This is a genomic window from Cellulophaga baltica 18 (assembly GCF_000468615.2).
GTDB lineage: Bacteria > Bacteroidota > Bacteroidia > Flavobacteriales > Flavobacteriaceae > Cellulophaga > Cellulophaga baltica.
In genome coordinates this window covers 1,417,788-1,430,639 of the sequence record NZ_CP009976.1, presented here as the reverse complement: position 1 = coordinate 1,430,639, position 12,852 = coordinate 1,417,788, and the positions used below count along the sequence as shown (strand labels likewise).

General features: G+C 35.0%; 15 protein-coding genes. 6 read left to right on the top strand and 9 right to left on the bottom strand.

Translation table 11 applies throughout. The features are described from left to right. Positions 1 to 7: 7 nt before the first annotated feature. A complete protein-coding gene (locus tag M666_RS06040) occupies positions 8 to 211 on the top strand; it encodes a hypothetical protein (protein WP_024482160.1) in 204 nt (67 codons plus the stop codon). Here the strand turns inward: M666_RS06040 and M666_RS06035 are convergent. From M666_RS06035 to M666_RS06020, 4 genes are all read right to left on the bottom strand, one after another. Then, positions 208 to 1,845, bottom strand: coding sequence for a S41 family peptidase (locus tag M666_RS06035; RefSeq protein ID WP_029447347.1), 1,638 nt, complete (start codon positions 1,843 to 1,845; stop codon positions 208 to 210). The genes M666_RS06040 and M666_RS06035 overlap by 4 nt on opposite strands. Positions 1,846 to 1,860: 15 nt before the next feature. Then, a complete protein-coding gene (locus M666_RS06030) occupies positions 1,861 to 2,301 on the bottom strand; it encodes a deoxycytidylate deaminase (RefSeq protein WP_024482162.1) in 441 nt (146 codons plus the stop codon). A gap of 88 nt (positions 2,302 to 2,389) precedes the next feature. Next, positions 2,390 to 2,974 carry a HupE/UreJ family protein gene (locus M666_RS06025; protein WP_029447348.1) on the bottom strand — a complete coding sequence of 195 codons (585 nt, stop codon included), beginning with the start codon at positions 2,972 to 2,974 and terminating at the stop codon, positions 2,390 to 2,392. Positions 2,975 to 3,121: 147 nt separating this feature from the next. After that, a complete protein-coding gene (locus M666_RS06020) occupies positions 3,122 to 3,802 on the bottom strand; it encodes a tellurite resistance TerB family protein (RefSeq protein WP_029447349.1) in 681 nt (226 codons plus the stop codon). A 135-nt stretch (positions 3,803 to 3,937) separates the two neighbouring features. Here M666_RS06020 and M666_RS06015 point away from each other — a divergent pair, with 135 nt between their 5' ends. The 4 genes from M666_RS06015 to M666_RS06000 all read left to right on the top strand — a co-directional run bounded on the left by M666_RS06015 (position 3,938) and on the right by M666_RS06000 (position 7,389). Continuing rightward, the gene (locus M666_RS06015) at positions 3,938 to 4,348 is read left to right on the top strand and encodes a BrxA/BrxB family bacilliredoxin (protein ID WP_024482165.1); all 411 of its coding nucleotides are present in this window, start codon (positions 3,938 to 3,940) and stop codon (positions 4,346 to 4,348) included. A 94-nt stretch (positions 4,349 to 4,442) separates the two neighbouring features. Then, the gene (locus M666_RS06010) at positions 4,443 to 5,174 is read left to right on the top strand and encodes a lysophospholipid acyltransferase family protein (protein WP_029447350.1); all 732 of its coding nucleotides are present in this window, start codon (positions 4,443 to 4,445) and stop codon (positions 5,172 to 5,174) included. Further along, positions 5,175 to 5,840 (top strand): HD domain-containing protein, encoded by a 666-nt coding sequence (locus M666_RS06005; RefSeq protein ID WP_029447351.1) that lies wholly within the window; start codon positions 5,175 to 5,177, stop codon positions 5,838 to 5,840. 124 nt (positions 5,841 to 5,964) lie between these two features. Further along, on the top strand, positions 5,965 to 7,389 hold the full coding sequence (locus M666_RS06000; RefSeq protein ID WP_029447352.1) for a Gfo/Idh/MocA family protein: 1,425 nt from the start codon (positions 5,965 to 5,967) through the stop codon (positions 7,387 to 7,389). Positions 7,390 to 7,448: 59 nt separating this feature from the next. Here the strand turns inward: M666_RS06000 and M666_RS05995 are convergent, their stop codons facing one another. From M666_RS05995 to M666_RS05980, 4 genes are all read right to left on the bottom strand, one after another. Beyond that, a complete protein-coding gene (locus M666_RS05995; RefSeq protein ID WP_029447353.1) occupies positions 7,449 to 8,156 on the bottom strand; it encodes a DsbA family oxidoreductase in 708 nt (235 codons plus the stop codon). Between the two features lie 77 nt (positions 8,157 to 8,233). After that, the gene (locus M666_RS05990) at positions 8,234 to 9,307 is read right to left on the bottom strand and encodes a PA0069 family radical SAM protein (RefSeq protein ID WP_029447354.1); all 1,074 of its coding nucleotides are present in this window, start codon (positions 9,305 to 9,307) and stop codon (positions 8,234 to 8,236) included. Positions 9,308 to 9,389: 82 nt separating this feature from the next. Next, positions 9,390 to 10,940, bottom strand: a complete 1,551-nt coding sequence (locus M666_RS05985) for a hypothetical protein (RefSeq protein ID WP_029447355.1) — start codon at positions 10,938 to 10,940, stop codon at positions 9,390 to 9,392. A gap of 35 nt (positions 10,941 to 10,975) precedes the next feature. Next, positions 10,976 to 11,752 carry an enoyl-CoA hydratase/isomerase family protein gene (locus tag M666_RS05980; protein WP_029447356.1) on the bottom strand — a complete coding sequence of 259 codons (777 nt, stop codon included), beginning with the start codon at positions 11,750 to 11,752 and terminating at the stop codon, positions 10,976 to 10,978. A 268-nt stretch (positions 11,753 to 12,020) separates the two neighbouring features. Between M666_RS05980 and M666_RS20615 the strand changes: the two genes are divergently transcribed. Continuing rightward, positions 12,021 to 12,212 carry a hypothetical protein gene (locus M666_RS20615; RefSeq protein ID WP_029447357.1) on the top strand — a complete coding sequence of 64 codons (192 nt, stop codon included), beginning with the start codon at positions 12,021 to 12,023 and terminating at the stop codon, positions 12,210 to 12,212. Between the two features lie 81 nt (positions 12,213 to 12,293). Here the strand turns inward: M666_RS20615 and M666_RS05975 are convergent, their stop codons facing one another. Next, positions 12,294 to 12,725, bottom strand: a complete 432-nt coding sequence (locus M666_RS05975; RefSeq protein WP_029447358.1) for a lipocalin family protein — start codon at positions 12,723 to 12,725, stop codon at positions 12,294 to 12,296. Between the last annotated feature and the right edge of the window lie 127 nt (positions 12,726 to 12,852).

Below are 12,852 nucleotides of genomic sequence, written 5' to 3'. Positions count from 1 at the left end.
CTGAAACATGACTAAAATCGTAAGTATTGTATTGATCGTTATAGCTGTTGCCTTAATTGTTTATAATGCAACCGTTATAGATTTTAATAACCCACTACAAGGAGACAGCGTTATTGCGCTTATAGGAATCGTGGCAGCACTTTGCGCTATTGTTTTAATTGTAATCTTTATGATGTCTAAGAAAATTCAGCAAAAAGTAGAAGGCAATTAGTTTACCGCTTCTACTCTTTCCTCCTGATTTAAATTTCTATTTGGGTTATCCAAATCTAATACCTTAAGAAGCATACTATCATCTTGTCCTTTTATGATAGCGTATGCATTAGGATTAAATATTTGCTCTGCAATAGATGCTTTGATATACAGTTTTATTTTGCCTTCAAAATCTTTATAATTAAAAGCATTATATCCTTGTGCACCAAATTGAACCATATAATCCACAAATTTCTGAAATAGGATATCATCTACCTTAAAGTTTTTGATAAACTGATCTTCGGTATAATCCTTATAACGCCTTCTATCTTCTTCTAAATGAGTAAATGCAAACCTAGATAAGATGCCTACACTTTCTAAAGAAGAAATAGTTTCTTCATCATAATCTCCTATAGGCACAAAAACGTCTGGAATAATACCGCCGCCGCCATATACTACTTTCCCTTTAGGGGTTGTAAATTTCAAAGAATCGGCCACTTTAATACTATCTACAGATACCAACTCACCACTTGAATAACGATCTGTAAATTTCTGATAGTAATCTTTATGTCCTTTGGTATAATCTTTTTGAATAGAACGCCCTGTAGGGGTATAATATCTAGAAATGGTTAAACGCACTGCAGAACCATCACCTAATTCCATTTCTCTTTGCACTAAGCCTTTTCCAAAAGATCTTCTCCCTACTATAGTCCCCACATCATTGTCTTGCAACGCCCCTGCAATAATTTCACTAGCAGATGCGGAACGCTCATTAATCAGCACATAAATAGGCTTATTTTCAAAACTTCCTTTATCGGTTGCAAACGCTTTATCTATTTCTCCTTTTTTATTTTTAGTAAATAAAATTAATTTACCATCTACCAAAAACTCATCGGCCATTTGCTCTGCAATACCTAAGTATCCCCCAGGATTATCTCGCAAGTCTAACACTAGTTTCTTAGCCCCTTGTTGCTGTAACTTCCCTAATGCTTGCTTAAACTCTTTGAAGGTAGATTCTGCAAACCTATTTACTTTTATATACGCAATATCACCTTCTAGCATATAAGCGGCTTCTACACTCTTTAAAGGTATATTGCCTCGCTTTATGGTGATAGAAAATGTTTTATCGTCTTGCTTACGGTAAATTTTAAGCTTTACGGAAGTTCCTCTCTTTCCTTTGAGTTTTTCAATAATAACTTCATTCGGAATGTCTTTTCCAAACAAGGTGTCATTATCTGCCATTAAAATACGATCCCCTGGTTTTATGCCTTTATTAAAACTGGGTCCATCTTCTATAGTTCTCACTACAGAAATAGTATCTTTTTCCATAAAAAAGCTCACTCCGATTCCTACGAAATCACCTTTCATACTCTCAGATACTTTAGCCATATCTTTTTTAGGAATATAAACAGAGTGCGGATCTAATTTATCTAGAATATTATTTACAGCAACATCAACAATACTATCTGTATTTATCTCGTCAACGTACTCGTAATCAATATAATCTATTAACCTGTTTAGCTTATCTTTTTTTGAATTGGTTGAAAATAGTTTCTCTGGAGAGTCGTTAAAATGAAGTTTTCCACCAACAAAAACACCTATTGCAAGGGATCCGGCTACTATAATAGGCCATAAATACTGTTGTTTATTCTTCATTTAGTGCGTGATTACTTAGGATATATTTTCTTTAATTTCAGACAAATGAACTAATTCTACTCCTGCTTTTTGTAAAAATTGAAGCCCAGAATCGTCTTTATATCCATTTTGATATACAACACGTTTTATGCCAGATTGATGTATTAACTTACTACACTCCTTACAAGGTGATAAAGTAATGTATAATGTAGCGCCATTGCAAGACTGTGTAGATGAGGCTACTTTAGAGATTGCATTAGCTTCAGCATGTAACACATACCATTTTGTATACCCCTCTTCATCTTCACAATGATTTTCAAAACCAGTCGGGGTGCCATTATATCCATCGGAAATAATCATCCTGTCTTTTACGATTATAGCTCCAACTTGTTTTCTTTTACAGAAAGATAATTTTCCCCACTCACTAGCCATTCTAAGGTAGGCCTTATCGTATTTTTTTTGTTTGCTATCTTTCATAAATGCGGTAAAGGCTATTTAAATAAAGTACTAAGATACCTGCTTTGCGCTATCTCTACAACCACAAAGGGTTAATTTTAAGTGAAAATCAAAAAGGGAAAGTAGCTACCAACATTGGAATTGTGATTAAAAGTACGGCAATAGAAGCGATTATAATATATATTGACTGCTTTACCTTGAGCACATTCTGCATTAGCCAAGCTACTATTAAAACGGAAATAACAATTACTAATTGTGAAAGCTCTATACCAAATGCAAAACCCAGCAGGGGTGTTATTTTATCTTCTTCCTCTGCCATTAGCATTTTAAAATAGTTTGAAAATCCAAATCCGTGAATTAATCCAAAACAAGCCGTTGCTATACTATGCAAAAACATGCTTTTGTGCTGCACATCTGCTTTTACATATACTAAATTAAAAACAGCAGTAATAAAAATGGTCACAGGAATTAAAAACTCTATAAAACCTACATCTACAACTAGTATTTCATAAGTAGATAATGCCAAAGACAAGCAATGTGTTGCTGTAAAAATTGATGCTAAAAGCAATACTTTTTTCCAACTCTTAAAGCTAAAAGGAATGGTGAGCGCTGCCAGAAATAAAATATGATCATAAGCAGAAAGGTCTAATACATGCTCTAATCCCATTTTAATATAAAACCAAAAATCTCCCATAACCACATCTTAATAAGCGGCGAAATTACAATTTTTACTTTTTAATACTTACAGATTTGAGACATAAAAGAACTCAACTAAAAAAGGCACTAGGTTATTTCATTATACCTTTTTAAGATTTTTCCTTAGGCTATTCCTAGCTATTCATTAGTTAAGGCCACGTTCTTTTTGAATTGTTTCGTAGGCCATTTGCACTTCTTTAAATTTTTCTTCTGCCCCTTTTTTAATCGCTTGATCATCTGTAATCACCCGATCTGGATGGTATTTTTTAGCCATAGTTCTATAGGCCTTTTTAACATCATCATCTGTAGCAGACTTTTCTATTTCTAAAATCTTATATGCATTGTCTGCAGATTTGATAAACATAGCCTTGATACTCTCAAACTCATTACCGCCAATTCGTAAATAACCAGCAATTTCTTGAATTTTACTTACTTCTGCCCCACTTACATTACCATCTGCTTGTGCAATAGAGAAAAGAAAGTGAATTAATTGTAACCGCACCTCTACACGCGTTCTTTGATTCATGTAATCACAGATACGTTGTGCAGATACCTCTCTTTTTTTTATCACATCATTAAATGTTCTAAAAATGGCATTGGCTTTATCTTTTCCATAGGTAGCCACAAAGTAACGTTGCACATACTCCATTTCACTCGGACTCACCTTACCATCTGCTTTAATTACGATGGAACAAAGCGAAAGTAAATTAAGTTCAAAATCTGCAGGACTAACCGTTTTAGAAGTTGTAGAAAAAGTTGTTATTTTAGTTTTACTGAATACTTTTCGAAGGATATAAAATATAACGATAAGAAAAATCCACTTCATGCTTTCAAAAATTTAGGCCAAAGATATAATTTTCCATTACAAAAAATGCTGTAATGAAAAGTTAAGGAGTTAAGAAGAACTACGACAAATTGGTTATCTTTGAATAATTATATAAATAGATTAAAAAATAAGACTATGTATCCTGCAGAATTAGTAAAACCGATGAGAGAAGACCTAGCATCTGCTGGGTTTGAAGAATTACATACCGCTGAAGCAGTTGAAAAAGCTGTTAATGCAGAAGGCACAACATTAGTAGTTGTAAATTCTGTTTGTGGTTGCGCCGCAGCTAACGCAAGACCAGCAGCAAAATTTAGCTTAACCAATAGTAAGAAACCAGATCATATTGTAACGGTTTTTGCTGGTGTAGATTTTGACGCTGTTGATAAAGCAAGAAGCTTAATGGTTCCTTTTCCTCCATCATCACCATGTATGGCATTATTTAAAGATGGCGAATTGGTTCATATGATTGAGCGTCACCATATTGAAGGTAGACCAGCAGAAGTTATTGCAGATAATTTAATGGCTGCTTATAACGAATTCTGTTAATTTTAAAATGCGGTTTATTCCTGCATTTTAAATGAAACAATAAAATTTTATTTGAAAAACCGTTCTATATAGAGCGGTTTTTTATTTTTGTACCATGCAAAAAATTCTGGCATATCCGTTAAGTGCACTCTACCTCGTTTGTTTTGGGTTGACACTTTTATTTTTTCACCCCATACAGTGGCTCGCTAATAACCTGTTTGGTTATCCGGGGCTTAAAAGAGTGGTAAGTGTTCTGAACTTTAGTTTAATGAAATGTTCTCATATTATTGGAACAAGGTATAGCTTTAATAACCCCTACACACTGCCAACAGATCGTTCATTAATTCTGGTAGCAAACCATCAAAGCATGCTAGACATTCCACCTTTAATTTGGTATTTTCGAAAGAATCATCCAAAATTTGTTAGTAAAATAGAGCTAGGAAAAGGAATTCCTAGTGTCTCTTACAATCTAGTTCACGGGGGTTCTGTTTTAATAGACCGAAAGGATAGCAAGCAAGCACTTAGTCAGATTATAAAATTAGGAAAGTACATAGAAACTCATCAAAGAAGTGCCGTAATTTTCCCCGAAGGAACAAGGAGCAGAACAGGACATCCTAAACCTTTCCAAACTACAGGATTAAAATTACTAATGAAAAATGCACCTTCCGCATTGATCGTTCCTATTAGCATTAACAACTCTTGGAAAACCCTTCGTTACGGAAAATTTCCTAACGGATTGGGAAGTCATATTACCTTAGATGTACATCAACCTTTAGAAAACACAGGAAATCTTGATGAACTAATCGTACAAATAGAAAAAGTAATAACCACAGGAGTACATATTTAAATGACCAACACCACTATTGTAGAAGAAACTATTGCTTTTGTAAAAGAAACGTTACAAGGCGCAGAAGGCGGACATGATTGGTTTCATATTCAGCGCGTATTTAGAAACTCATTATTAATTGCTAAGGATGAAAAAGACATTGATATTTTGGTGGTGAGCCTTGGGGCCCTACTCCATGATATTGCTGATGCAAAATTTCACGATGGCGATGAGACAATTGGTCCTAAACTTGCCAAAGAGTTCCTTGACTCTTTAGGAGTTGACAAGGCTATTACAAAGCATGTGGTACAAATTATAGACAATATTTCCTTTAAAAAAACTTTAGAAAAAGGCGGCGTAAAATTCTCTTCTAAGGAATTGGACATCATTCAAGACGCAGATCGTTTAGATGCTATTGGAGCCATAGGTATTGCCAGAACATTTAACTATGGTGGGTTTAAAAACAGGGAAATTTATAATCCTGATATTCCTCCTAATTTACATATGACCAAAGAAGAATACAAAAAATCTAGTGCGCCTACCATAAATCATTTTTACGAGAAATTATTGCTTTTAAAAGATAAGATGAATACCAAAAATGGGAAAATCCTTGCAGAGCAGCGACATCAGTTTATGTTAGATTACTTAGAGCAATTTTCTCATGAATGGAATCCGCAATCGCTTTAACCTCAAATACAATCTTATCAATAAATAGATCTAAAATCTAATTTTATTCATATCTCGCATTTACAAATTGCATAATTAGCAAAATATCGTGTATTTTTAATACACATACTCAAACTAACTTATTATGCAAAGAAGAAAATTCATTAAAAATGCCGCTGCAACAACCGCTGCATTCTCCATTGTACCTAGTTTTGTTTTAGGTAAAAATCACATTCCACCAAGTGACACCCTTTACATGGCCGGTTTTGGAATTGGAGGTAGAGGTGGCGGTGTCATTAACGACTTAACCAATACTAAAAAAGTAAAATTTGTTGCGTATGCCGATGTAGATTACCGCCAAGTCAAAGACAGCCAAAAACTACATCCGAAAGCAAAATTATACAAAGATTTTAGAACTGTTTATGACAAGCATCTAAATGATATTGACGCCATCATGGTGGCCACACCAGATCATACCCATGCCACAATAGCCCTACCTTTTATGCGCGCAAAAAAGCACGCCTATGTAGAAAAGCCACTTACCCATAACATTCATGAAGCGCGTCTAATGACCACAGTTGCTAAAGAAAACGGTATCGTTAGCCAAATGGGAAACCAAGGCGCTTCTAGTGATGGTAGTAGACAAGCAAAAGAATGGATAGATTCTGGATTCATTGGCAAAATACACAAAGTAGATTGCTGGACCAACAGACCCGTTTGGCCACAAGGAATACCCTTGCCAAAAGGAGGAGACCCCATCCCAAAAGAATTAGATTGGGATCTATGGCTAGGCCCTGCCGCAGACAGACCTTTTTATTCGGGATACTTGCCTTTCAAATGGCGCGGCTGGTGGGATTTTGGCACTGGAGCTTTAGGAGATATGGGCTGCCATATTATGGAAACCCCGTTTAGCACATTAGGATTAGGATATCCCACAGAAGCAGAAGCCAGTTGTACCACTAATTGGGTAGGAGATTTTATAGAAGCAGATTACCACCAATCTTGTCCTGCATCATCTATCGTACGCTTAAAGTTTAATACAGAAGCACACGGTGATATTGCATTGAATTGGTATGATGGCGGACTAAAGCCAGACCTACCAGATGAATTAAAAACTGGAGAAACTATTGGTGATAATGGGGGTGGAAGCATTTTTTACGGTACCAAAGGCATCTTAGTTACGGATACGTATTCTAGAAATGCCAGATTATTACCGTCTGAAACCATGCGCATGTTTAATCCTCCAAAACCCACATTAGCCCGAATAGAAGGTGATACTGCAGGTCATGCGATGAATTTTGTAAATGGATGCATAGAAGGCACACCCACCTCATCAGATTTTGCAAAATCTGGACCCTTGACAGAGGCCGTTTTAATGGGCAACTTAGCCATTAAAGCTTACCAATACAAGGAGTTAATTCCCGGTAAAAAAATTGGTGACTGGGAACCATTTGCTTACCCTGGAAGAAGAAAAATTTTATGGGATGGTGCGCAAATGCGGGTCACTAATTATGACAAAGCCAATGAATGGATCAAAGGAAATTACCGTAAAGGTTGGGAGTTAAAATAATAAACTAAAAAAAGGCTTGGAGAAAACCCCAAGCCTTTTTCACCTAAACATAAAAACACTTAACTACAATTACCATCAACATCACAAGAACCACCAGTTTCACCAACAGGTAAAATAGTAAGTTTCTCTTCATTGTGTTTTTTCCATGCTTGGTCTAAAGCCTCAGCAAAAACTTCTGTAGGTTGTGCTCCTGAAATACCATATTTATGATCTAAAACAAAAAACGGCACTCCATTAATTCCTAGATTCCTAGCCTCTAGTTCATCCTGTCTCACTTCATAGGTGTAGTCATCAGAATTAAGCATTTCCCTTACCGCATCACCATCCATTCCTATCGCTTTTGCCAATGCAATAAGGTGTTCTTTATCGTCTATATTTTCAGCATCTACGAGCTGTGCTTTTAACAAAGCTTCTTTAGTCGCATCTGCATATCCTTCTTTCTTTGCATAATGCAATAATCTATGAGCATTTAAAGAATTAGCAATGACCCCATCTTTTATATTAAAAGCTAATCCAACCTCACGAGCCATAGTCGTTACATTATTAAACATACCCAAAGCACTGTCTCTGTCTACATTCTTATGCTCTATAAAATATTCGGTATAATCAACCTCCGGCTTTGTTTCTAAATTAGGGTCTAACTCAAAGCTTTTCCAGTGAACCGTTATCTGGTCTTTATGAGGAAAATTTACCAAAGCGGCTTCAAATTTTCTTTTGCCGATATAGCAAAAAGGACATCTAATGTCTGACCATATATTTATTTCCATTGTCTTATTTTTTTAGTGCTATTGTATTGGACGTGAAGATGTTTAAAACCTTTCTATGGCCTCGTGCCAATTTTATCTTAAAATAATTTAAGTTGCCCGTCCTTATGTAATTCATGTAAGTTAGTATTTAAAGGAAGTGTATTGCTATTCTTAAAATAAGTTCTTTTTGCTAAACGCATTAAATCATGAATTTGCGTCGCTATTATACCTTCTCCTCTGCTCCGTAAACCAAAGCGACTATCATTTAATGTTCCTCCGTGACATTCTTCTATCTGATGAAGCACTTTTGAAGCCCTATCTGGCATTGTTTTTTGTATCCAATCCGTAAAAATTTGTCCAATGGCGCCATTTAATCTCACAACAGTAAATCCAAAAGAGCTTGCCCCATTTTCTGCCACAGTCTTTGCCAGATTTAAAATTTCATGGCTATTTATTCCAGGGATAATGGGGGCCAACATAGCGTTTACTGGAATTCCGTTTTTACTTAATACCTTTATAGTCTCTAAGCGCTTTTTAATTGTAGTAGTTCTAGGCTCTAGAAGTCTTCTTGTTTCTTCAGACAAAGAAGTAACAGAAACATTTACGTATATTAAATTGTCTTTAGCTAAGGCTTTTAAAAGCTCTAAATCGCGCAGAATTAATGCATTTTTAGTAATAATGCTCACAGGATGTTTGTACTTCAAAAATAGCTCTAGACAAGATTTTGTTAATTCAAACTGCTTCTCCGCAGGTTGGTAACAATCTGTATTTCCTGAAAGAACAATAGTTTGTGCCTTCCAGTACTTATTCTTGAGTTTTGCCTCTAGGAGTTTTGGCGCATCTTTTTTAACTAAAATAGTTCGTTCAAAATCGAGCCCTGGACTATACCCCCAAAATTCATGCGTATTACGTGCATAGCAATAGATACAGCCATGTTCACATCCCTGATAGGGATTCATACTATATTCCATTCCAATATCAGGACTGGTGACCTTATTCACAATGGTCTTAGGAAAGATAGGAAGGTACTGAGTCTTGTTCGTATCTGCTTCCTCACCTTCTATGCGACAGAATTCAAGGAAATCATCACGCGTTTCATACTTAAATTCCGAAAATTTATTGGTGGCATTGTGCTGCGCACCTCTACCTTTAATATAGTTTTTTGAATGCAATGAATTGGATTTATTCCAAAATTATGGAATAAATCCAATATATAATTTTAATTGTTGTTAAAATTAGCCTTTGTAATTTGCTTTAAAAATTAACTTTAACCAACTGTTTCTTTGTGCCACGTTTTGCATAGAAAATTAAATTTTCATCAGCTTTGTTAATCAATGGCATAGACACCATTAAAGGCAGACGAGCTTCTTGGTTATCAATTACTTTTTCGTAACTCATTTTACCTTGTGCATCCAATTTGATCAGAAAAATGTTTCTGTTTCTTCCAAGACCTTGCTTAAACATGATACGTTCATCACTCAACAATTGTGGATTTTCACTAGCGGTACTGATAAAGAAAAAGGTATCTCCGTCTTTCGTATAAGAACAATAGGAGGTATATGCTGGATCTCCTTGTGTAACTTCGGTCTTATTAATATTTCTTGCCCATAGCATGGCGCCATCTGCTGCCAATTTTACACTTACAATATCATTATAGTGGTATCGGCTAATTTTAACACTAGAACCTGTAGGGTCTCTTTGTATGCTAGACGTCACAAAATACTCTTCTGCATTAAACAAAATATCATTCTCTTTAGTTACCTCAACACCTTTAAACACTAAATTTTTAATGTCTTTGTCTTCATCTCTACCAAATTTATCTAACATAAATTGTTCTGAGAACTCATGATATTTGTTGGTAGCGATTTCCATGGTAGCTGGATTGATATCAAAATACGCGATGCCGTTATAGCGGTTGTCTCTCCTGTTAGAATAAAAACCTACACACACCACTTTATCCGCAACAAGCAATGGCTGTAATGCTTCTGGAAACTTTCCTGGATCTGCAAAATTCTGAATTTTACCTCCATCATTGGTTACCTGTAATAATTCATACTGAAACTTACGCTCGTTTGCTGCAAAACGTTTCTTTTTAAAATACGCTTTGGCCGTTAAGTACACTTCTTGTTTATCTTTTGAAATCACTAAATTTTCAAAGGCATAGTTTTTTTCTTCTATTTCATCCGAAAAATCATAATGCATTAACTCTTTTAAACCAGCATCAAAGACATAAATATTATGTTTGTTATCTTTTCCTTTTTTATGATGCGCACTGATGGCGAAAGCAGATTTTGCTTTGTCAAAAAGAACAGTTGTTGTAAAACCTGAACCAAAATTTCTATTGTAATAATTACGATCTAAAGGCTGTTCTACAGGGTCAGATTCAATCTCTAGTATTTTCTGAGTTTTGAAGTCAAATTTTTCATATGGACTCTGATGGATAACATAATCATACGTTTTCTTGCCATGGTTATAATCCAAGAACAACAAGTAAACCTGACCATTTCTCACAAATGCATCAACATAATTTGCATCTTTAAGCTTATAATTAAATTCAGAAACCAATTCTAAATTAGCATTATAATGTTCTATAAAGTACCCTCTTGGTTTTAAAATAATACCCGTGTAATAAGACCGCACCATAATACTACCACCATTACCATCTGGAGCAATAGTTAATAAATTTGAATACTTGTACCGGTCATGGTATTTTTCTCCAAAGGTGTATTTAACCGGCATTTCTTGAGCATTCATGAGGCTGAAGAAAGCAAAAAAGAGCAATAAAAATATATTTTTAGTAGGCATACTATATATAATTAAGTTATTTGATACGCGGCTAGTTACTCAAAATGTGCTTTTCTTTTTTCTAAAAATGCTGTAGTTCCTTCTTTAAAATCATCGGTTCCAAAACATTCTCCAAAAGCCTTTATTTCTTTATCGAAGCCATCAGTATCAGTACTAAAACCAGCATTTACTGCTTTTATTGCGTAGCGGATGGCAACAGATGAATTATTCGTTATCTTACCTGCTAACTTCTCACAAAGTGGCATTAATTCTTCTGGTGTTACCACATAATTTACCAAACCATAAGAAAGTGCCTTTTGAGCATCAATCATTCCAGCCGTCATTATCATTTCATTAGCACGCCCTTTTCCAACCAATTGTGGTAAACGTTGCGTACCTCCATATCCCGGAATTACTCCTAACGAAACTTCTGGCAAGCCCATTTTAGCATTATCACTAGCTACTCTAAAATGGCAGGCCATAGCAAGTTCTAATCCGCCACCCAAAGCAAAACCATTTACTGCAGCAATCACAGGGGTCGCTAAATTCTCTACATAGTCAAACAATAACTTTTGACCTTTTGCAGCAAGCTTGCCACCTTCTTTTACTGAAAAATCTGAAAATTCAGCAATGTCTGCTCCAGCAACAAAAGCCTTTTCGCCACTTCCGGTTAGTATAATTACTTTGACTGATTTATCCTTATTCAGGGCTTTAAAAGCATCATGTAATTCTTGTATGGTATCTCTATTTAATGCATTTAATTTAGTAGGACGGTTAATGGTCACCGTAGCCATATTCTCTTGTTGATTTACTAATATATTTTCGAATTCCATAGGTAGTTATTTTAATAATCCATTTAAAGATAAGTGCTATATAGCATATGGTACAAATTTAGGCTAAGATTTTTGAAATAGCATTGAAACACAATCTGACTCCTACTCGTAACATTAAAATATATGTCATACGTAGGTATGACAAAGACCAGAAAACCTCTTAAAAACAAGGCTTAGCCGCTAAGAACACACTAACAAAATCTTAACGTTTTATTTTTGGAATCTTCTTTCTTTATGATATACTATAGCCTTAATCCATTACAATTTTATGAAGTTAATACACATTAAGAGAGAAACAAAAACAGAACAAAGACACACTACAAAAATGGGGAGTTTACAGACAAAAGTAACCTACATAAAAAAATACTTTTTAGGCTTTCCTGTAAAGACCCTACACAAATACAGAGAGACCTACTATGGGGAAATAAAAAACTGTGAAGACTGCTTTTTATTCGTTTAGAGGTTTCGCAATAAAATCAAAAAAAGCCAAGACACTTTAGTTTAAAGTATCTTGGCTTTTTTTATATAAATTAATGATCAATTATTTACGGATATAGATGCTTCTTTCTGTTTCCGTCTCTCCATTCGACTCATACTCATTGATAATTGTAAGTGTATTCCCATCAATGCTGTACATTCCTTGTTCTACATCTCCTTCGCTATATGTAATAGCTAACAAACCTTCAGAGAGAATAGCCCAAGTTCCTGTATCGCTATCACTATCTTTCTCACATTCATCGGGATCTCCAGTAATACTTCCATAAGCTTCAAGCTCAAAAGACATATCTTCTCTAAAAATCAATGTTAATTTTTTAGAACATTCATCTCCTTCTTCTAATTCTCCATTTGCATTTTCATCTTGAAAAAAGCCCCAAGAGCCTATTAATGGGTTTCCAGAATCATCATCATCGCTACTACAAGAAGTAAAGAAAATACCAAGTAATGCGGCTGATAGTACTAATAATTTTTTCATGCGTAAGTTGTTTAGGTTTGCTATAAATGCCTACTCATCTTTAAGGTCTTTTTCAGCTTATTCAGACCTTAAAATTCTTTATTTCATGACTTTAATTTGCCTAGAATTTAAAGAACTTTAAGTCTCT

Bases quoted from the DNA above. Each gene is read 5' to 3' on its own strand.
- M666_RS06015 (WP_024482165.1), top strand. From the start codon at position 3,938: ATGTATCCTGCAGAATTAGTAAAACCGATGAGAGAAGACCTAGCATCT.
- M666_RS06005 (WP_029447351.1), top strand. From the start codon at position 5,175: ATGACCAACACCACTATTGTAGAAGAAACTATTGCTTTTGTAAAAGAA.
- M666_RS06040 (WP_024482160.1), top strand. From the start codon at position 8: ATGACTAAAATCGTAAGTATTGTATTGATCGTTATAGCTGTTGCCTTA.
- M666_RS05985 (WP_029447355.1), bottom strand. From the start codon at position 10,940: ATGCCTACTAAAAATATATTTTTATTGCTCTTTTTTGCTTTCTTCAGC.
- M666_RS06010 (WP_029447350.1), top strand. From the start codon at position 4,443: ATGCAAAAAATTCTGGCATATCCGTTAAGTGCACTCTACCTCGTTTGT.
- M666_RS20615 (WP_029447357.1), top strand. From the start codon at position 12,021: ATGAAGTTAATACACATTAAGAGAGAAACAAAAACAGAACAAAGACAC.
- M666_RS06035 (WP_029447347.1), bottom strand. From the start codon at position 1,845: ATGAAGAATAAACAACAGTATTTATGGCCTATTATAGTAGCCGGATCC.
- M666_RS05975 (WP_029447358.1), bottom strand. From the start codon at position 12,725: ATGAAAAAATTATTAGTACTATCAGCCGCATTACTTGGTATTTTCTTT.
- M666_RS06000 (WP_029447352.1), top strand. From the start codon at position 5,965: ATGCAAAGAAGAAAATTCATTAAAAATGCCGCTGCAACAACCGCTGCA.
- M666_RS05995 (WP_029447353.1), bottom strand. From the start codon at position 8,156: ATGGAAATAAATATATGGTCAGACATTAGATGTCCTTTTTGCTATATC.
- M666_RS06025 (WP_029447348.1), bottom strand. From the start codon at position 2,974: ATGGGAGATTTTTGGTTTTATATTAAAATGGGATTAGAGCATGTATTA.
- M666_RS05980 (WP_029447356.1), bottom strand. From the start codon at position 11,752: ATGGAATTCGAAAATATATTAGTAAATCAACAAGAGAATATGGCTACG.
- M666_RS06030 (WP_024482162.1), bottom strand. From the start codon at position 2,301: ATGAAAGATAGCAAACAAAAAAAATACGATAAGGCCTACCTTAGAATG.
- M666_RS06020 (WP_029447349.1), bottom strand. From the start codon at position 3,802: ATGAAGTGGATTTTTCTTATCGTTATATTTTATATCCTTCGAAAAGTA.